We start from the raw sequence: 20,020 nt of genomic DNA on the forward strand, positions 1-20,020 counted from the left end.
TGTCATGGCTGGCCTACACAGTCTTGGTAGATAGTGCGAACGTCAGCCAACTGTGGAGCCAGTGTCTTGGTGCCGGATAGCAGCATGAGACTTTGCCGTGCGCGTGTGATTCCAACATACAGACGATTGATATGCGAGGCATTGCTGAGGTCGTAGCGGTCAACCCCGGCCAGCAGCACTACGTCGAACTCCAAGCCTTTGGAATTCGCCACGTCCGCAAAGTGCCGTACATGCCGCCGGGCCAGATTTACCTTCTCTGAAAGCTCCGCCTCAACCATGCGTTCACGCAATTCCACCTCAAGGCGCTTGTAGGTCTTCGCGGCCGCAGCGGAATCAGGGAACAAGACGGCCACGGTCTGGTGGCGCTTAGCCGACACCAGGGCATCAACAATGCGTGCGTCCATGGCGTCATCTGTTTCGCACACCTGGATGCGAGGCCGCACCAAGCTTGCGCCTTCTTGTCGTGCCTTCTCTGCCAAAGCTGTGGAGGGTTGCTCTCCACCTTGTAAAACTGCACGGAAGCTCGCACTAAACAAAGCCAATCCTGGTGCATCGGCTTGACGAAGGTTTTCCGTCAGCATTACATGCGGCAGTGCTTGGCCGGGGAAACAGGCCTTCAGATCGATGCTGCTGCCGTGGTGCAGCTTTTGCGCAATGTCGCCCACTACCGTCACAGCGTGGTACTTGGGATTGGACTGCCCGACCATCAAGAACACTTGCTGTTCGGTGAAGTCTTGAACCTCATCGACAAACACAGCTTGATAGAACGCTGGTTCCTGTAGTTGCCGCAAACCACCTTGCTTCAGGCCACGCCCCATTAAATGGCTCAAGCACAGCAGTAGGTCAATGTCTTCGTCCGCTAATTTGAACTTGCTCAGCTGCGCATGTAGGCGGTTTGCCAGTGCGACGTCAGGGAACTGACCTGCAGACTCTTGCATAGCAGTAAGGTACTGATCGGCCACGCTGGTCAAGGGTTGCAAAAGCTTGCGGCGCAGAATACGGCGAAACATGGTGTCCGGCGTACTGCTTCTTGGCTGGCCTGGCGCTGTTGTCTCTACCGTTGTATCCGCTTCTTCATCTGCCAGTTCTTCGTCTCCCTTGCCATCATCGGTAGGCAACAACGGCAGCTTGGCGCGTCCCCAACCCAGCATGCGAGGAAGGCGGCGCAATGCACCGTCTACAGGTGCGTAAATCAATTCTGTTGCCTCAGGCAACAGACGAATGAACAAGTGGTTTACATCGGATGCCACAGCGTAGACATTTTTGCCAGACGGCTCGCGTGCAATCACTTTGCCAGCGGTCATTAGTGCTCGTGTTTCATCTGACCACTGCAAGGGCTCTCCCGTGACCGTCAGCAATTGCAACGATGAGTCGATGGGGCCATTTGCATCCAAGAAAACCAGTCGCTGGCCGGAGACGAAGTACAGGGCCGCCTTGCATTCGACAAGCTTTTGCGCCAACGCATTTTCATCGTTCGCAAACAATGTCTGGTCTTCAACGCGGGTCCAGATCACCTTGGCACCCATCACGCGCTTGCGAACGTCTTCCACTTTGTTCAGCAGTCGAACGGCCAGGCGGTCCAGCGCAAATGCGCCAGTGCGTGGGGCTTGAGCCAGTTCAACGGCGATTTCATGCAGGTCATGTTGCAAATGTTCGAGTGCAACTTTGGTAACCCGCGTTACCTTGGCGCGGGCATCTGGCTCAAACGGTTCGGCCAATTCTGAAGAGCTTGGTAGGGCATCAATGAGTCGTGCAGATATTTGCCGGGCGATGGCCTGATCTGCTGCATGCAGCCAGCTCATGGTTGTCGCTTGGTTTGCTTCACGAGCCTCGGTAAACCCAGCCCATCTGCGGCCAGGCACTGGACTACTGGTCAGGCGGCGGTGCTCGCGTAACTTGGTTTGCAACTCTTTGTATTCATGTACAGGCAGGTTAGGCAGGTCGATGCGACGGCAAGTTTCTTGCAGATATTGAATCAGCTCGCCGGTGCGAACAAAGCCAACGCAACTTTCCTGGGAAAACTGCCCTGCAAAATCCGCTGACCAGTAGTCCTGGTCTTGTCCCACCACATCGCGGAATAACTTCTCATCGCTCACGCTTGCTGCGTTGAAGGTGGTCAACATCTTCGTTCGGCCCAATGCTGCTGAAGTCTTGCCGGAGCCCGCAATACCCTCGACAAACATTGCACCCATCGGGGACCGGGCAATGATCTGATTTTGTTCGACGGTTTGGTGCGTAAAAAAACGTTCACTCAGACCGTAATACTCTTCTTGCTTGACCGGTGGCTCGTCAGGGTTCCAGTCCTCGTCGCCGTCAATGTCCAAATCGGCGTCGGCGTCGTCGGGTTCGTCCACCACGGTGAACGCGGCAATCTCTACCACGGCGGGTGGCAGATCGATCGGCTCAGGCTGCACGACCGACGCCCGGGGCTCAATGACCTGTGGTTGAGCCTCTTCAGCAGGTGTCGTCGGCTTGGCTGATCGTTTCTTCCCAATGAAGGCACGCAGGTCTGAAACGGCACCTTTGCCGTCATCACCCAATATCCCCATGTGCAGGAAGTTGCGCACATTGGGTTCAAACTCGGGTCCGCCGAAGCGGTCAAATGAACGAACCTCTGTGATGCGGTAGTCGCCCCACAGCTTGCTACGGCCTTCATAGCCGGGCTGGAAGATGGTGGCCACTCGGCCCACCGGCGAGTGGGGCGTACAGTAGCCCGAAGCTTGATTGGGGTATACGGCCTCGGTTTGACTCAGGCGGAATTTCAGTCGTCCCTTCAATTCGGTATCGATGACTACCGTCTTGGCATAGGCACTGCGGCGAAGCAGCTTGTACAAGGGTGCGCTGGAATGCGACACGTAACCGTACGTGTCGGCAAATCCGCCTAGGGCATCGAGATTCTGATCTTCGTAGATCATCCTGTCGGCATAGTCGATCACGCCCTCCAGAATCGCAATCTCGTCTGCGCTGTATTCGCGCTTGATCTTCTCGCTCAGAGTCATGCTTCTCCCTTATCTTGCTATTAGGTGCTATATGGTCAGGTTTCTCTCGCGCTTGGTAGCGTCAGTGAATGGGCGTAATCTGTCGGTCGCACTCGGGTTGAACCGTTTCCATTTTGGAAATAGTTGTCGGGTGAACGGTGAACACTGGCATCACAAACTCCGCACCTGCTTGACACCATGCTGTTCGAGGATGGCAGCCAGATTGCTCTTGGCCACGTCATTCTCAAATGCACTGTCGCGGAATACGGCGGTGGTAGCTCCGGCGGTAGCTTGCTCATCGCGCCATGCCGCAATACCCAATGCCAAAGGTTCCGCGTCGGCTACCGAAATATGCTCGTGTAGGCAAGCCATGAGCGTGCCACCGCCTATGCTGTGAACGGGCTTACCTGCAATCTCTCGCAAATCAGCATCGGTGCAAAGATCGAGCCCCAACTTGATGAGTACCTCGTAAAGCACATCGTTTTCAGACCGACCGCTTTCGATGTGTTCCAAGTTGGCAAGTAAAGAACCTGCAATATCCGACGAGTTTGGATTCCAGGCGCGAATGTTGGATGTGTCCAGCTTGAACGAGCGAAATCCAATATCTCCAGCAAACATTGGATTTTCTGATTTCACTTTCTGACCGGCACGCCGCAATCGTTCTTTTGTCAGCTCTGCAATATTCTTAGGCTTCCCATTTTGTTCACAAAACAGTGCGGCACTACGCTGATCGTTGTTATCAACAGAAAGTGGCTCTGGCAGCTGAACCATGATGAACCGGCGATTCCCATTGTCTTCAGAATTGGCCTTCAAAACTGCATGTGCAGTTGAACCTGATCCTGCAAAGAAGTCGAGAACGATTGAATCTGGCGGTGCCGCGATTGTCAACATTCGCTGTATCAAGCGAATCGGCTTTGGTGTTGAAAACACTTTTTGCCCGATAAGTGTTGAGGTCTCCTTTTGAGCCTCATCGTTGTGACCACATTCTTCAAACGTCCACCAAGTTGGTGGAACAATTCCTTGCTGTACCTCGTTGAGGTATCGCTTCAGTCGAGGCTTTTTATAGGACTGATCTGGTCCCCAGTAAAGACGACCCTCCCTTTCAATCTCAATATGTTTTTCCTTGGAGTAACGCCAGACTGCATGCTCTTCCGGCCAGACGTCATCTCCGGTTCGGGGATGACGCACTGAATACCAGAGAGTCGGTCGTTCATCTTTGGATTTGTTGCTAACGTAATTGTCGGATGCCCACTCCCCACGAGGGTCATTATCTGGATTTGTATAGCGTGCATTTTGCTGTTCCGTTCTAGGAAGTAATCCTCGGACAAAAGATTCTGATTTCCGATATACAAGAACATGATCGTGCATAACACCAATGCCTGGATCGTCGTTTGCAACCGCATATTTTTTCTGCCACACAACGTTGGCAACGAAATTTTCCTCTCCGAAAATTTCATCAGCGACCTTGCGCATGTTCGCCACTTCAGTGTCGTCCAATGTTAAAAACAAAGCGCCATCTTCAGCCAGAAGGCTTCTTGCCAATCGCAGCCGTGGATAAATCATGTTTAACCAGTCGGTATGAAATCGACCACTGGTTTCGGCATTGCTAGTAATCTTCGAGCCATCAGTTGATTGGCCTGTCAACTCAAGGTAGTTCTTAATGTTGTCCTGGAAGTTGTCGGGGTATACGAAATCCTTACCAGTGTTGTACGGCGGGTCGATGTAGATCAGTTTGATTTTGCCCGCATAGCTCTTTTGCAGCAGCTTCAGCACTTCAAGGTTGTCGCCCTCGATCATCAGATTTTGGGTGCTATCCCAGTCCACGCTTTCATCCGGGCAAGGGCGCAAGGTGCCGGTGCTGGGCGTCAACGCAATCTGACGTGCACGGCGCTTGCCATGCCAGTTGAGTCCGTACTTTTCTTCGGAGTCCGCTGCGGTGGCATCACCGATCAGGTTCTTCAAGACTTCGACGTTTAGGGTTGCCGTGGTCTTTCCGCCTTGGGCAGTCTCGGTCACCAACTCAGGGAACATTGCCTTTAGCTTGGCTATGTTGTCGGCAATCAGATCGGTGCTTCGTGCTTCTGGCGACTGCGCTTCGATTTTTTGGATGCTCATCTTTGGGTACTTTCGATATTCTTTGATTCAATGCTGGCTCAGGCGTCTTGGGGGCCGCCCATCTGGCGGTCGAACGACTGACGAATCAGGCCCATCACATAGGGCAATTCATCGACGCTGCTCAGGCCAATCTCCACGTCGCCATTGCCCCAGCGTCCAATGTTGGAAATGTCGCGGCACAAGCCCTTGGGATCTTCAATGTCGTCGATGCCCAGGTTGAGCACCAGAAGCAGGCGCTTGGCCTGCGGCACCACATCCACGAAGTTGGTCTCAGCCTTGTAGGCCACATAGAGCTTCAAGAATTCTTCGCTGACACATGGGTCAAGTGCCATAACCGATTTGCGCAGTGTCTCAAACAGGTCGCGCATGGGGCCTGTGACCAAGTGCGCGTGGTCTGCCACGCTGTATTGCTGGCCGGGTTTGGCGGCAGCGGGGCGGTAGGCGTCCAACATATCGTCGGCCAGGTCCGGGGCTCTCCAAACTTTGGCCGCGTCTGCGGCCAGTCGGTCGGCGCGATCTTTGATGGACGCCTCATTCCATTGGCTGACTTTGCCAAGCCCAATGTTTAGCTTGAGCGGGCTGTGGGCGAAGCCGACGGGGTTGCCCTCCTTGTCGGTGACTTGGTCTCGTTTGTAGGCAAAGGGGTGGTCGCTATATTCGCTGTTGTAGCCGGTCAGCGTGAGGTTGCCCAATGTGTGCAACCAGTCTTGCTGGATGCGTTGCCAGTCGGAGCCCAGCTCGGCTTGCCATTCCTTGGACAAGGCTTCGTTTTGGGGAAGGATGTGCTCAATGGTGTAGTCCTCAACCATAACTCGCTCTTTGCGGCCATGGTTTTCAAGGCGGCGCAGCCAATAGCTGCGGCTGCGGAAGTTGTAGAGGTCGCGCACCTTCACATCGCGCTGAAATTCGTCATCACTGGGAAAACGGCGGTACGAGGGCAGCAGAAGGAAAGCCGCTTGCACGCTTTCAAGGTATCTGTCCTTCTTGAGGGTGCGGCTCATCCCCGCAAAGGTCTTGTTCAGCGAGTTGGTAGGAATGGCGCAGATGGCGCGGCGGAACACGTAGCTCTCCACCAATCGCACGATGCGCAGCACCTCTTCGCTGGTTAGGCGGCCTTGCTTGTAGTCGTGGTAAACGTCGAGCAAGAAGGGATAGGCCACATCCACCTTCAGCTCACGTAAGTCATGGAAGGCTTGCTTGAGCGAGGCATCTGTTTCAGTGCCCAAGGCCATGGCACAGTAGTAGGACGCGTAGGCGTGAATGTCGGCCACCAGGTCGCGCGTGTCGCCTTTGAGCCCACGTGCAAAGGTCTTGAACGCGACATAGACCTCACGCACATTCGGAATCTCACCCGTCTTGGCCGTCAGGTAATGGCGCATGAAGGCGTCGAAGTGCACCACGTAAGCCGCTTGGCCAAACGCCCTCTCCATGGGGCGCCAGTAGGTCTTGTACAGCTCGGTCTGTAGCTTAGGCTCCAAGCCCATCAAAATGAAGTTGCGGATGAGGTCCGCCTGGCTGAGTTCCAGCCCGGTGGAGTTCATGCTTTCAAAGATCAGCTGCGGGTTGTCTTGGGCGCGGTCGAGCGACACATCCACGATCACCAACTTGGCAAGGCCTTGGCACATAGCTTCCAGCTCGCCTTGGTTGGCGGCGATCAGCTCTTGGAACAAGGCATAGTTTTCGGTGATGCGGCTACTGGCCTCAGCGGGCATGGGCGTGTTTTGAAGGATTGCCAACAGCGTTTCTTTGTCGGTTTCGGACAGGATCAGCTTGAAGTGCCGTTCACCTTCTTCGTCTGGGTTCAAAAGGTAGTAGTTGCGCAACTTCTTGTTCGAGAAGGCCTCCAGCAGTTCGCCCAGTCCTTGCGTCTCGAAGTGTTTGGCCAGAGCTGCAATGAGCAAGGTGCTGGTGGTCAGGCGTTGCTGTCCGTCAATGACCAACAAGGCTTCTTGGCTGGTGACGGAAGACAGGCCACGCTCTACATAAACAATGGAGCCGATGAAGTGGGCTTGAACCTTCTCCTCGCGTCCAGCACGCATCAAGTCTGACCAGAGTTGACGGCACTGCTCCGCAGTCCACGAATAGTTGCGCTGGTATATGGGAATGACAAACTGCGGAGACTTCCGGAGGAACTTGAGTAGGTTCGCTTCTGTTGCTTTCACTGTGATCCCTTAAAGACTGTTTGCGGCCTGCTGGCGTTCTGCCATCAGTGCCTTTATTTCGAGATTGGCCGCCACTTGGCGGGCCATCTGTTTTTCTTTGCTGGCGGCCGCACGCAGGCTGCTGATTTGCGCATCCAGCTCATGGCAGCGGCGCAAGGCAGCACGGCGTGCCGTGGCCTGCTGTGGGCTGACGCACTCAAAGCGACCAGTGACGGCGGCGGCTTGCCATGCGGACAGCGTGTCCATCCAGCCCTGGTAGAGCGTCAGCAGGTCAGTGCGCGGCTGCTTGCTCAGGTCCATGGCGTTGATGAACGCGTTCACAGTGTCTGCGTCCATCACCGATGCGGCGGGAGACCCGTTGTGCACAAAGACACCTTGAATCAAATCGCCGTCGAGCACGGCTTTGTCGGCTTCTTTCTGAGCCCAACGGATGTGCACCAGCGAGAGGTACAGTCGTGCGTTGTCATCCAAGACCAGAAGCACCGGGTAAGGAATGGCTCGGTGCACCAGCTCGGCAAGCCTCGCCACGCTCGGTGAAACTTTGGCAGGAATCGGGGCGAGCTGGCTGCCTTCTCGCAGGCGCACACTCAGCACGGCCAGTTCAAGGTAGCTGCGCACCTCGTCTTGGTACACCGGGATACCCGCATTGGTGGGCTTGAGGGCCGCAACCCAAGTGACCTCGTCGATCTGCTCATGCAACAGCTTGCGGTCGGCGCTGGTGGCCGTGCCGCGAGAGGTCAGGTTCTCGGTCAGCATCTTCTTGGGCACGCGTTGGCCAACTGTGGCCTCAGCAGGCAAGCACAGAGCTGAAATAAGCAGTTCTGAGGACAGATCAACCACGCTCATGCAGCTTGTTCCTCGCCTGCACTCGGCAGGATCACCATGTAGGCCAACACCTCAAAATCGTTGGAGCCAGCGAACTCACCCTTCATGGCGTGCGTGCCGCCCGGTGAAAACAGGCTGGCTACTGCGCGTTCTTCAGACTTGCCAACGATGGATGCCACACTGGCTGCCAACAGCTTTTGGGCGTGGCGCATGTCTTCGCCATGCTTGGTGGCGCGGTCAAAACGGGCGCATGCCGTTGCATCCGGGAAGTCGCGGCCCAAGGCCATGCGTTTGAGTCGGTCGAGTGTGGTCTTGGCTTGGGTGTAGGGCAACAGCACAGCACCGTCTTCGCTGGCGTGCACAAGGTAATGCGGTGCTAAAGGGTAGCTGGGGTCGATGGCTTTCTCGGCGGCAGTGTCTTCGGCACGCAGGCAGAAGATCACGCCGGGCGGGATGTCCAGGTCATTGCTGGTGGCGACGGCAAACGCGCCCAGCGGCAGGCCGTCGAGCTTGCCGGGGTGCAGCTTGTTGAACTCGGCCAGGTCGATGCGGAAATCGGTCAGCGTCAAATCGGTGATGGCAACGCCGCTGGACAAGTCTTCCAGATCAATGACGCTGTCTTGCATTTTTAGCAACTGGTTGCGGCGGTATTCCAGATCGTTCATCTGGTTTCCGGACTGCTGCTCGATGATGTTCTCTTCGCCAGTGGCGGAGATGTCCAACAGCACCATGCGGCCACTGACACGTTGCTCAAGGTTGATGTATTCCTCTAACTCCATGTTGGGCCAGAAGTTCACCAGTTGAATGCAGGTGTTGCGCGAGCCAATGCGGTCAATCCGCCCGAACCGCTGGATGATGCGAACCGGATTCCAGTGAATGTCGTAGTTCACCAGCCAGTCGCAGTCTTGAAGGTTCTGGCCTTCGCTGATGCAATCGGTGGCGATCAACAGGTCCAGCTGACCCTCGGTGGCGAGGTCTTCGGGGCGCTCTTTCGAGCGTGGCGAGAACGCGGTCAGGATGCTGCTCAGGTCGCGGCGCAATGGCAAAGTGGATTGGTTGCGGCCTGAACCTGTGACCAAGGCACTTTCGACGCCCAGCTCGGACTTGGCCCAGCCAGCCAACTGCCCATAGAGATAATTGGCTGTGTCGGCAAACGCCGTGAAGATGATGACCTTGCGGTTGCCCGCGTTGATTGGGTTCTTGCATTTGGCGGCGATGAGATCGCGCAAGCGGAGCAACTTGTCATCGCGTGCGGCGCTGACTTGTTCTGCCGCAGCGTACAGCGTGGCGAGGCGGTTGCGGTCTTCGGTGAGGTCTTGCTTCCACCGCACCAAGTCCACATCGCCCAGCAGCACCTTGACTTTGCGGCCCACCAGCAGGGATTCAAAGGCGGGGTCGTCGATGTCCACATCGGCAATGTCGAGTTCCTCAATCTCTGCCGGGTGCGAGTCGATTTGGGCCAAGGTGGCTTCCACGTCTTCAAGCTGGCGGTGCACCGTGAGGGCAAAGGACGACACGGCGCTTTCCATGCGCTTGAGCACGTTGACCCGCAGCAGGTGGATCAAGCTTTCTTCGCGGTCCACTTGCCGGAAGAAGCTTTCGCCACCGCGAATCTGCGTGCTGTACTTCTGGTCGTAGGCCTCTTGCTTGTGCGGCAGCACGTAGCGCAGCGGCGCATACGCAGCGAGGTTGAGGCGGCGAATCTCAAGGTTGATGTCGCGGATAGATCTGAATTCTCCCGCACGGTCTACGTCCGCTTTGATGTTGATCGGTGGCAGGCGATCAGGGAAGCGGCCGGTTTCGGCGGTGCCGTAGTACTTCTCGATGTGTCTGCGTGAGCGGGCAATGGTCAGATGGTCGAGCAAGGCGAAGTAGTCGAAGCCAAGCATTTCGACCAGCAGCGCGGGGGTCTTTTCTTCGTTGGGCAGTTCCAGCCAGCGGTTGAACGCCTTTTGTGCGCGGCGTGTGGTGCTGTCGATGCTGGCAATGCCATGGTCAAACAATGCGGTGTCGTCGCCTTCCGTGACGAATGCAATCTGGTTTTTGAGGTCTGCCAGCCGGTTGTTGACCGGGGTAGCGGAGAGCATCAGCACGCGGGTCTTAACGCCTTCGCGGATGATCTTGCGCATCAGGCGGTCGTAGCGCGTTTCGTTGCCTTGGCGCGGGGACTTCTTGTTGCGGAAGTTGTGCGACTCGTCAATGACCACCAGGTCGTAGTTGCCCCAGTTCACGTGGGACAGGTCAATGTCACCAGACAAGCCGCCGTCTCGCGACAAGTCGGTGTGGTTCAGAACGTCGTAGTTGAAGCGGTCAGACGCCAGGACGTTACGCTTGTCGTTGGCCTTGTAGAGCGTCCAGTTGTCGCGCAATCGTTTGGGGCACAGCACCAGCACGCGGTCGTTGCGCAGCTCGCTGTACTTGATGATGGCCAAGGCCTCAAATGTCTTACCGAGGCCCACGCTGTCTGCAATGATGCAGCCGCCAAAGCGTTCCAGCTTGTCGATAGCCCCCACCACGCCGTCACGCTGGAACTTGTAGAGCTTTTTCCAGACCACGGTGTTGCGAATGCCGGTGGCAGACTTGACGATACGTTCTTCGTCCATGCCTTCGCCGTTGGAGGCGAACAAGTGTTGAAGCATCAATGTGTAGACGCTGGTTGCGTCTCGGTGCGTACTCAGTTCTTTGACTGATGCGATTAGCGCCGCCTTGGCTTCGGGCTGGTCTTTGAGTCCACCCCACTGCATGTCGAACCACTGGCTCAGCATGTGGGCTTCTGCTGGGTTCTCAGACGTTTGAATTAGGCTTAGCGGGTTGCCGGGGGTGATGCCTAAGCCCTCGGTGCTGAAAGCAAATGAACCCAGAACCGCCTGTTGCGCTATGCCTTGGTCATCACGCAAGACCATAGTGCCCTGCGGAATGGAGCCCGAGGCGTGGCGGACCTGTGCCTTGGCATCAAGCCACGTTGAGAACTTGCGAGCCAGCCAAGGTGCTTGCAGCTTGTTGCGTGCGGCGCGGTCAGCCTTGGTGCCCAGCAAGCCCAACTGCTCGTGGACGCTGATGGAGCCATCCTGATGCCGTTTGGGTGGCACAACCAAGCGTGCATTGGCGAGACGAGGTACGTCCGCCAAGACTTCGGCAAATGCGAACAAAGAGAAGGACGGTGAAACAACGTCCAGTTGGTGGTTGGGTTTCAACCACGGACGCACCAAGTCCACGACACGATCTGTGCCCGCATTGCTGACGAACTTCATGTACCGATCCCCTCCTTATGACATTCTGTTTTTCTCATCATTATCTGCGCCGGATTATTCGCCAGCGACCGTATTAGGGAAACTGTGCGAACCTGCCAGCCACATGGATTCCAGGTCGAACGACAACTGCCCGTAATACCGTAAGTTCAACAGATATACGGCATCCTTCGCCGCAGCGTAGATGAGCAAAAATGAGGGCGAAACATACTGCCGGGGCTGAAGGTGGCCCGCACGCCGTTTCAAAGCTTCTTGGGCAGTCAGAGATTCAACTGCACCGGCTTTCTCGTCTAACAAGGCGCGGCCAAGGAGTGGAAACCGGCCCAGATTTGGGACGATCTTCGTCAAAAGCTCGTCGAGCAGGGTATCGAAGGCTTGTGGCTGTCCTGCGGCAATCAGAAATCGCTCGGCATCCTGAAGGCTCGCCTCGAAGCTGGCGCTGACCTTCACTGGGTGCAATTCGGCCTTGGCGGTCACGGGGTCAGGTCCTTGACTTATCAGTGCGGCTGCGTTTGATGGCATTCAAGGCGACTTTTGCGTCTTTTACTTTACCTGCCTGCACGTCATCCAGGCCCTTGTTTGCGCAGTCAATCAGGAGTAGGTGGATGCGTTCACGCTCCAATTGGTGGTAGTAATCCAGCCGCTGCGCGTCTATGAGGGCAACGTAGCTCTCGCCATTCTTGGTGATGACCTTTTCCGCACCGGCTTTCACTTGGTCGGCCAATTCAGACAGGTTCGCCCTGGCTTGCGAAAACGGAATCACATCACAGGCAGAGATCGCCATAGGGGCCTCCAGTTGGCAGATGGTTTGTACAAAGTCTTGCACATCATAACTGCCGTCGGGAGATGGGCTGTCAACCATCGATCTCGGAAACGACGGAGGCGAGGTCGTGCAAAGCAATGGCTGGCGGGTCGTCAGGCGTGGTTTCTCGCACCAGCGTGAGCTTTTCGACCCCGTGGTACAGGTATACGGCTGGCGCCGGGCAGTTTTCGCCTGCTTGATTCCAGACCTGCGCCCAATGACGGTTGATCTGTGAGTAGTGCTGCAAGTCGAGAGGGGCTGCGACGAACCAACTGTTCAGTGTTTGCCAAGGGATCGCAACCGCGATGTCTGTTCGCAGGGCGGACAGGGCGTTGCGAAGTTGGTTCAAGTGATGTTCATTCATGGCTGTTCCTGGTATGAGTTGCGGTAAGCCATCAAATTGCCTTGCCCGCTGTACCAAAGCCCGCTTGCCAAGTCAGTTAGTCGGATGAGCGATCCAGCCAGCAATGGTGCCTACGGCCTCCCGCTCCATGCCGATATAGCCATGGAAGTGCTGCCCAGCGCACGGGTCACCAGTTGGGTTCGCCCCGCCATCAACAAAGATCAGCTTCTTGACCGGCGCATTGCGAAACCCCTTGAAGGCGGCAGGCACCTCGTCTGGTCGGCAATGAATACAGGCATCCTTGCTGTGGTGGAACATCAGCACCGGAACTTTGATTGCCTGCAAGTCCTGCTTGGGCACCGCGCCAGGCTTTTTGAAGTTGACCACGCTGGAGGTCAGTACCAACCCGGCAATCTCGGCCTGTGCATGGATGGCAGTCGAGGTGGCAGAGATCGTGCCTCGGCTGGTGCCGACAATCCAGACCGGCGCGAGGCTCTTGGTCTTCACGAAGTCGAGCACCTTGCGCACGTCGGTCATGTGGGTGTCGCTGATGCGGTCGGCGTAATCCAGATCTTCCGAGTCGCTGGGCCTGCCAAAGATGGCCACGTTGAAGCCGTTGGCGGTGAAGTATGGCGCGGAGCGCACCAGAAAGTTGTTGCTGGTGGCTTTGCCGTTCTCCACCTTGCCAAAGCCGCCACCACCACCGGGGAACAGGAAAACCGTTGCCTTGGCGTTGTCGGCTGGTTCCCAGAACAGCGTTGTGTTCACCCCTTCGCGGGTCGGCACCTTGAACAACACGCCTTCGGCCCACAGCAAACCGGGGAAGCAGCCCATGGCCACCAAGACCAGCCGAAGCAGCAAGTTGCGGAACATTGTCTGACTTGTTATTGCCTTGTATGCGTTGACCATGTGCAACTATTCCAGTTCAGCCATGACCTTGACCCGACTGTTGCCGTTGGCTGTGATGAGGTGGATGCACTCATCCCGCTTGAGCTTGTTGGTGAAGCTGATGCGCCGTGACCCGAAGTCGCCATGCAGAAACACTCTCTTTCCGGCTTGGCGGGTGATGCGTTGCACATCCGCCAGCGGCACGCTGTCCAAGGTGGTGAACTGGCGAACCACTGGCATGACGGTCAGATAGTCGGAAATGTCCAGACTCTCGGAGTTCGGTGGAAAGTAAACCAAACCTTTTTGGTAGTCCACCACCACACCTAGAAACGCCTGCGCTTGAACCTTGCCCACCCAGTTCAGCACCACCAAGCCCAGCGGCACCGAGAGCACCATGGTCCACGGCGCACGTTGGTAGAGCAACCATGCCATTGCAGCGTAGGCAAAGGCCATAACACTGCTGCGCAGCATGGCTTCCCAGTTCGTCCCCATGTCAAAGACCCGGCGAGTGTGAGGTCCGGTCAGGTACTTGGCCTTGAGTTTTGCGTAGTGGTACAGGCTGAACGCGATAGCGGCCAGGATGAATGGAATCAGCGCGAAGGCGAGATTGGTGTCTGCCTGCGCTTCTTTTTGCTTTTTGGTTGCCATTGAGATTTCCTTCCTTTGGATGAAGACACACTATGTGTTTGTTTTGTTGGTTGGCGAGTTTGCCAGAAAACAAACACATAGTTTGTGTACTTATAGATGGTGAAATTCGAGACTTGGGGGATGTCTCGCGTTGTCATCAATAAACCCCAACCCTTAGAAGCTCGGTTCGCAAAAGAACGCGATCAGCTCCAGGTTGTGTTTGGCGCACGCCTGCGGGAATTGCGCACATCGCATAACCTGACGCTGGAAATGCTGGCCGAGCGGGCTGACTTGCACGCCAACTATGTGGGCGCGGTAGAGCGCGGCGAGCGCAATCTGACCCTGTTCAATATCTGGCGCATCGCGGGTGCGTTGGGCTTGCCCACAACGGACCTTGTTAATGAACTGCCAATGCGCAAGGTAAAGCGCACCGGTACTTCGTAGCCGTTCAGTCAAAAACGCTACGCAAGGGCTTGTGCGATTTCCTCGATCAAGCCTTCCGGCACGTCTTTGACTTGCACGGGGTAGCGCAGTGCCAGCAACCGCTGACGGAGCAATGGCCGCTGCTGGAACCTCGCCATCAATGCTCGGCGCATCGTTTGACAGTAGAACGCTTCCGGCACTTGGTGACTTTGCAGCGCCTTGCGTAAGGCATGCGGCCAATCGGCAACCTTGGCGCTTCGCCATACCTGATCGTCCAGAATGAAATCCAACGGCGCGGCCGGATGCAGCCAGCCAAAGTCTTGTTCAGGCCCATCGACCGTGATCCGGTCAATCTGGAAGTGGTGGCCGGGTTCGGCCAGTTCGATGCATCCGTCAATATCGGCGCGGTAGTTGAGCCTGAGTCGTTGACCAGATGCAAACGTCATATCGACCCCCCAGCTTGGCGAACCAGCCGCCCAGATTTCGGCGGTCACGTCGATGTGGTTGAGTGTCTGCGCCGTGGCTGAGTGGGCAAGCCTTATCCACGGTGCCCACTGCGTGGGGGAGACAGCATTTCGCAAGGCGGAGGCATCGGTCACGTCGCACTGGGTGATTCGGTAGCCAAGTGAAACGGCATCGCCTGACGCCAAGCCGAAGACCGTGCCCTTCGGGCTGTGAAGGTAGCGCAACGGTGATGTGCAGATCAGCGACGTGGCCGTGTGGCCGCTGCCAAAGGTCAGCACGAACGCTCCTGCCAGGTCTTGGCGCACCGCAGGCTGCGTCGTTAGGGCTTTCGCCCATGGCTCGCAGACCTCAATGCCCGTCAACGGTGAGCCGATCAGTGTTTCAAGCTGCATCGCCTTGCCCCTCGTCGGCTGCTGTATTGCTAGTGCTGGTCGGCGTGCCACCGTTGCCCCATTCGTCGGCAAGCGAAGTGGATGTGTCTGGCGCGGTCATGTCGTCGGTTGCCAGCGGTGTTTTTTGCTTGGCCGGTCTTACTGTCTTTGCTGCGACTTTCGGCGCTGGCTTCTTCGGCTTGCTGGCCTTGGCTGGCTTCACCGCTGCGGTCACTTTGACTTGCGCTTCGTCGGCGGTGGTCACCGTGACAGGTGTCTTGGTGGTCTTTGATCCCTTTTTGCTTGTCGATTCGTTGCCAGTCAGAATCGGTATGAACGTGTCGAGTTTGATGCGGTTCCAGTCACTGCGGACTTGCACTTTGAGCCACCAGCCGGGGTCAAGTGCGTGTTCGTCACCGTCAGCGGTGCGTTCAAACACAACGAGGTGCGAGTTCCCCGTAGAGGGCATTTTGCGTGTCTCCATGATGGCCAGCGGCGGCAATGCTTCGACGGTTTTCACCTTTTGCTTCTTGCCGTACTTGATGCCGAAGTGATCGAGCAGCTTGAACAGGTTTTCGTCGGTGGTGGTGTGTGGGCCTTCTTTCGGGTAGCCGCACTCTTTGACGGCAACACGCAACACGGTGTCCAGCGATTTGCCCGCGATCATGGCGACGCAGGCAAGCCCGCAGTCGGTGAGGTTGGCTTGGGTGACGTGTTTGATTGGCATGTGAATTTCCTTGGCAAAGCTCCGCCTCGCTTGTCGGTTGACCCGACCGGCGACTGGCACTGACGTGAACGGAAGCGGTTGTGGTGAGCAGCGAAGCTGCGGCGGTTTGCGAAGCAACGCGGCGACGTGGCACGGTTGATCGCTTTTTCAAGCTAACCGCCTTGCCGTGAACAGATCAAGCAGCTGCTGACTTCGCCAGAGCGCAGCTCAGGGCGCGGCTGATCTGCGGGGTCGATTGACATGCTGACGTTTCGTCTGATGGAACGTGAAAAGTTCTTCCGTTGCCGCTCCGTGCGGGGCTTCCGATCAGGAAGTTTTTTGCTAGAATGCAAGGCTCTGTTTGGCTCGCGTCAGGCAGGTAGTGCCGCTTTAGCTCAGTTGGTAGAGCAATTCATTCGTAATGAAGAGGTCGACAGTTCGATTCCGTCAAGCGGCACCACCTTGACTCAGCAGACCAAAAGCAAAAGCCGCCCCGAGCGGCTTTTTTTGCGCCTGTCTTCAGGCTGTATAAACGGTTTGGAGGATCAGAAATGGATTACGCAAAACTGCCTCGCCCTTTCCAAGGGGCACTTCATGTCACGCCGGACCAGTTCACCTTGGAGGCAACCCGGTTGATCGTTCACGCCGACAAGGTTTCGTTTGAATTTTCCGGTGCAGATGGAAACAACGGCCCATTCGACGTTTCTGGCTCTGCACAAAAAACCGGCAACGGCACGTTCCTGGCTCAAAGCGTTGAGCCAAAGTACAAGACCTCGATTGCTTGTCCGATAGGCACCATCGAGTTTCTGGTTGTCGATATCAAGGAAGACGAAGCTGGCGAGGTGGAATATGACCAGTGCCGTGTTGAGGGTGTTTGGCGTGAGCCGACTGAGCAATGGGCTTTCTCTGGGACTCTGCGAGCCTTCATTCCGGTTAGGTAGGCCTGCGTTTTGCTGGTGCTGCCAGTACCTCTTTGCCGTCCACGTAGCGTCTTGCTTTGGATGGCGTTCTGGTCGGTGACTTGGCTTTTGGAGCAGCCTCGGCGGTTGGCAACAGGTCATCAACCGCTGCGCCGATGAGGTAGGCATATTGCCCCAACGCCAAGGCTTTGCCGGTCTCAACAGCATCGCGGATGGTGTCGGCTTCCAGTTCGATTTGCGTGGGCTCCCGGCTTGCAGGGCTTGCGCCTCGAACCGCAGCATGCAACGGATGTGATGGTGACAGGATTGCCTCAGAAAGGTTCTTCCGGCCGAAGGTTTCGGTTGGATGCCTGGCAGTCAATGCCAGTTGCGCTTCCAGGCAACAGAGCGCAGCCTTCAGCCAGAACAGCTTTTCGTTCTTGGTGCCTGCGCGATGACGCACAGTTGTTGCGAGCAGGCCGGCTTTGGATAGCGTGAGTTGCCTGTCCTTCAGCGAAGTAACGGCACTTTCCAGTTGTCCTTGAATGTCAAAACGGACATCAAACAAGGCTAGGCACCAGTTGCGCCTGCCGTGCGGGGCGGATTCGGTCAGTTCGCGGAGATCGGTGTTGAGTTTGCCGAATTTCTCGACCCGTGGATGCGTGCCCGTGAAGATGATGGGCTCATAGGCTGGTAGGTTCGGTGCAGCGAGCGTCGCTGGAAACAGTTCCGCCTGAGCTGACCGCAACAGCAATGCCGCAACCTTTATCTGTGCTGTCACATTGCCATCCAAGCAGACCAGCAAAGCCAACTCTGATTGAAAGTTGAACCCAGATCGTGCCGCCGGTTTTGTAGCCTTCACCATCCTGCTCAAAACAGTGCCATCAGCAGCTTGAACGGATTGCTGTTCGAAATGAGTCATTGAATTCGTGCGGAGTCGCACACCGATGTCCGGCTCCATGCCCACGTTGACGTTGACGTTGCCTTCGCTGAGTTTGACCCAAGTGTCTGGATTGGGCAGCAGCGAATGCTCTGGGCTTTCCCAAAGAGGCTCAATCAGGGCGTAGAACCAGGAACGCACGCTTTCCGAGTTGGGGAGCGCCGGAAGTTCGAGCAAGTCTGGGTTGAACCAACATCCGACGCCGTAGAGTCTGGCGGCATCCAGTTCGCGGACGACGATGCCAGCCTCTCGACTTGTCACTGTGGGCAACATCTGACTAAGGGTTGCTGCCTGAATGCTTGGCCACTCAATGGCACAACCGAGGGGCTTGCCATCAAAGGCGAAATACCGTGAGTCGGCCTCCAGCATGGCTTTCCAGTCAGCGGCGGGCAGTTCCGCTTTCAACGTTGCCAAGCTCTTGTTGGCCTGCTGTTCCAGCCATACCGGTCGTGCAGTCCATAAGGCGTAGTCGTGTCGGTACGGTGGGCTCAGTCGCAGAAATCGCCAAGCCCATTGATCGCCCGACAGGTTTCGTGCCGGATCATCGGCAGTCAGTGCGAAAGGGTATGCACCTGGGGCGAAAGCCAAGGAGGTGATGCCTGCGACCGATTCGCTCATGGCCCCTTTGCCTTAAGTCGCTGGTTCATTGTGGCAACTACCGAGCCAAGGTGCTTCTGCGTCAGGTGGGAATAGCGTTTAGCCATCGCCATGGTCTTGTGACCCAAGACCTCGGCAATCTCACGGGTGCTGGCGCCAGACATCGCCAAAAGGCTCCCAGCTGTGTGGCGCAGATCATGAAACCGGAAATCGTCCAATTCGGCTCGTTTGCGGCAGGTTTCCCATGCCTTGCGAATCTCGACAGGCTTGTTATCCACGGTGTCACTGGGAAACAGCAGTTGGCTGACGGGCACGCGACCGGCGTTGTTCTTGATGGCCTTGTCGCGCAGCGCCAGGACGGCAGTGAAGGCGTCCTCCGCAAGCGGGGAGGTGCGGGCGTCACCATTTTTAGTCTTCTCCATGACCAGCAAACCCATGTCCGCTCCGTCTTCGACCAATACGTTGCGCCATCGCAGTGTCATGATTTCGCTTTGCCTCATGCCTGTGGATAGAGCGAGGAGCACGACGGTGTAAAGGAATCGGTTTTCGCTTTCCTTGGCGACCTCCAGGACTCGCTGAATCTCGTCGTCGGACAGAAACCGGCGCCGCTCGTTGTCCACTTTTGGCTTCTTGACGCCGACCATGGGGGATTTTTCCATCCAGCCCCACTCGTTGACGGCGGTGTTCAGCGCGTGGGATAACGCGCCCATGTAGCGCACGACAGTAGCCGGTGCGCGGACGCGATCCTTTTCCTCGGTCCGGGTGACGACCTTGCCTTTGGCATCTTTGGTTTGCACCTTAACCGTGCGCTTGCCATAGGGCTCGGTTGAGAGTGCGTTGCGGGCCTGACCAATGAGGTTGGAATTCAACTCGGCCAGGTTGTAGCGGCCTAGCTTGGTTTCCCACCAATCTAAGTGAACCGTTTGATCGCGGATGAACTTCGCCTTTTTCTGGGGAAGAACTTCTTTGCGATAGCGATCCAACAGGTCGGCAACTGTATGTCGCTCAGCGATGACACGGGGGAGGTAGCGACCAGCCTTCAACTCAGTCTCGACCATAGCGGCCCACTGCTTGGCCATGGTCTTGCTCACAAAGGTCTTGGTTTGCGGTGGAAAACCGCGGATGCGTACTTGAACGTGGTACGACTTAGCGCCAGAGGCAGATATACGTTCCCGAATCACTGCCATGCCGTCCTCCTTGTGTTCGCAAGGAGGCTGCAAGCAGTAGCGCATCTCTGTGCGTTATCTCCGTGGATTTGGCGAAGTGTGCCAAATTTGTGCCACAACTTAGTCTGTGTTACGCTAAGTCGTTGTCGTATATAGCTTTTTATTGGTAGAGCAACATGCATTACGAATGGGATGTTCCGCAAATACCTAGTTTCACCTTGACAGGTGGCGTGGTGCATATCGGCAAGCAATACTATGACGCCACCAATGCGCGCACCTTGCCAGCCTGGACTCGGCTGGACATCGGCGCACGCTACGCCTTCTCACTGGCCGGAAAACCCAGCGTACTGCGCTTGACAGTGCAGAACGCAGCTAACAAAAACTACTGGCAACAGAATGACCGCGGGCGCATCTGGCTAGGTGCACCACGCACGGTACTGCTGTCCATGACCACCAATTTCTAGC

17 protein-coding genes and 1 tRNA gene are annotated in these 20,020 nt (G+C 56.5%); 4 read left to right on the top strand and 14 right to left on the bottom strand.

Annotated features, from left to right (window positions below):
* Positions 1 to 2 precede the first annotated feature (2 nt).
* From G518_RS0108115 to G518_RS0108160, 10 genes are all read right to left on the bottom strand, one after another.
* Positions 3 to 2,999 (bottom strand): ATP-binding domain-containing protein, encoded by a 2,997-nt coding sequence (locus tag G518_RS0108115; protein ID WP_028602101.1) that lies wholly within the window; start codon positions 2,997 to 2,999, stop codon positions 3 to 5.
* Between the two features lie 150 nt (positions 3,000 to 3,149).
* The gene (locus G518_RS0108120) at positions 3,150 to 5,093 is read right to left on the bottom strand and encodes a site-specific DNA-methyltransferase (RefSeq protein WP_211231687.1); all 1,944 of its coding nucleotides are present in this window, start codon (positions 5,091 to 5,093) and stop codon (positions 3,150 to 3,152) included.
* A 38-nt stretch (positions 5,094 to 5,131) separates the two neighbouring features.
* Positions 5,132 to 7,255, bottom strand: coding sequence for a GmrSD restriction endonuclease domain-containing protein (locus G518_RS0108125; protein WP_028602103.1), 2,124 nt, complete (start codon positions 7,253 to 7,255; stop codon positions 5,132 to 5,134).
* Between the two features lie 9 nt (positions 7,256 to 7,264).
* Positions 7,265 to 8,101, bottom strand: a complete 837-nt coding sequence (locus G518_RS0108130; protein WP_028602104.1) for a DUF4391 domain-containing protein — start codon at positions 8,099 to 8,101, stop codon at positions 7,265 to 7,267.
* Positions 8,098 to 11,331: a helicase-related protein gene (locus G518_RS0108135; RefSeq protein ID WP_028602105.1), complete on the bottom strand. Its 3,234-nt coding sequence runs from the start codon at positions 11,329 to 11,331 to the stop codon at positions 8,098 to 8,100. The genes G518_RS0108130 and G518_RS0108135 overlap by 4 nt, the downstream gene beginning before the upstream one ends.
* Positions 11,332 to 11,385: 54 nt before the next feature.
* Positions 11,386 to 11,805 (bottom strand): hypothetical protein, encoded by a 420-nt coding sequence (locus G518_RS0108140; protein WP_028602106.1) that lies wholly within the window; start codon positions 11,803 to 11,805, stop codon positions 11,386 to 11,388.
* Positions 11,806 to 11,809: 4 nt separating this feature from the next.
* The gene (locus G518_RS0108145) at positions 11,810 to 12,112 is read right to left on the bottom strand and encodes a type II toxin-antitoxin system Phd/YefM family antitoxin (protein ID WP_028602107.1); all 303 of its coding nucleotides are present in this window, start codon (positions 12,110 to 12,112) and stop codon (positions 11,810 to 11,812) included.
* Positions 12,113 to 12,182: 70 nt separating this feature from the next.
* Complete coding sequence (locus G518_RS0108150; protein ID WP_028602108.1) at positions 12,183 to 12,494, bottom strand: hypothetical protein; 312 nt, start codon at positions 12,492 to 12,494, stop codon at positions 12,183 to 12,185.
* 72 nt (positions 12,495 to 12,566) lie between these two features.
* Positions 12,567 to 13,346 (bottom strand): alpha/beta hydrolase, encoded by a 780-nt coding sequence (locus G518_RS0108155; RefSeq protein ID WP_245597923.1) that lies wholly within the window; start codon positions 13,344 to 13,346, stop codon positions 12,567 to 12,569.
* A 42-nt stretch (positions 13,347 to 13,388) separates the two neighbouring features.
* Complete coding sequence (locus G518_RS0108160; protein ID WP_028602110.1) at positions 13,389 to 14,009, bottom strand: hypothetical protein; 621 nt, start codon at positions 14,007 to 14,009, stop codon at positions 13,389 to 13,391.
* A 120-nt stretch (positions 14,010 to 14,129) separates the two neighbouring features.
* Between G518_RS0108160 and G518_RS0108165 the strand changes: the two genes are divergently transcribed.
* On the top strand, positions 14,130 to 14,432 hold the full coding sequence (locus G518_RS0108165; protein ID WP_028602111.1) for a helix-turn-helix domain-containing protein: 303 nt from the start codon (positions 14,130 to 14,132) through the stop codon (positions 14,430 to 14,432).
* 17 nt (positions 14,433 to 14,449) lie between these two features.
* On the opposite strand, the gene G518_RS0108170 is transcribed toward G518_RS0108165, so the two are convergent.
* A complete protein-coding gene (locus tag G518_RS0108170; RefSeq protein WP_028602112.1) occupies positions 14,450 to 15,268 on the bottom strand; it encodes a hypothetical protein in 819 nt (272 codons plus the stop codon).
* Positions 15,258 to 15,974 carry a cysteine peptidase family C39 domain-containing protein gene (locus G518_RS0108175; protein WP_028602113.1) on the bottom strand — a complete coding sequence of 239 codons (717 nt, stop codon included), beginning with the start codon at positions 15,972 to 15,974 and terminating at the stop codon, positions 15,258 to 15,260. Before G518_RS0108175 ends, G518_RS0108170 begins: the two co-directional genes overlap by 11 nt.
* Before the next feature lie 363 nt (positions 15,975 to 16,337).
* Here G518_RS0108175 and G518_RS0108180 point away from each other — a divergent pair.
* Positions 16,338 to 16,413: transfer RNA gene (locus G518_RS0108180), tRNA-Thr, on the top strand.
* A 91-nt stretch (positions 16,414 to 16,504) separates the two neighbouring features.
* A complete protein-coding gene (locus tag G518_RS0108185) occupies positions 16,505 to 16,894 on the top strand; it encodes a hypothetical protein (RefSeq protein WP_028602114.1) in 390 nt (129 codons plus the stop codon).
* Here G518_RS0108185 and G518_RS0108190 read toward each other — a convergent pair.
* Both G518_RS0108190 and G518_RS0108195 read right to left on the bottom strand, forming a co-directional pair.
* Positions 16,887 to 18,410, bottom strand: coding sequence for a hypothetical protein (locus G518_RS0108190; protein ID WP_028602115.1), 1,524 nt, complete (start codon positions 18,408 to 18,410; stop codon positions 16,887 to 16,889). The two genes, G518_RS0108185 and G518_RS0108190, sit on opposite strands and share 8 nt — an antisense overlap.
* The gene (locus G518_RS0108195; RefSeq protein WP_028602116.1) at positions 18,407 to 19,576 is read right to left on the bottom strand and encodes a tyrosine-type recombinase/integrase; all 1,170 of its coding nucleotides are present in this window, start codon (positions 19,574 to 19,576) and stop codon (positions 18,407 to 18,409) included. The genes G518_RS0108190 and G518_RS0108195 overlap by 4 nt, the downstream gene beginning before the upstream one ends.
* A 155-nt stretch (positions 19,577 to 19,731) precedes the next feature.
* Between G518_RS0108195 and G518_RS0108200 the strand changes: the two genes are divergently transcribed.
* Positions 19,732 to 20,019, top strand: a complete 288-nt coding sequence (locus tag G518_RS0108200; RefSeq protein WP_028602117.1) for a TonB-dependent receptor — start codon at positions 19,732 to 19,734, stop codon at positions 20,017 to 20,019.
* Position 20,020 lies beyond the last annotated feature (1 nt).

Source organism: Ottowia thiooxydans DSM 14619 (genome assembly GCF_000422885.1).
GTDB classification, from domain to species: Bacteria; Pseudomonadota; Gammaproteobacteria; order Burkholderiales; family Burkholderiaceae_C; genus Ottowia; species Ottowia thiooxydans.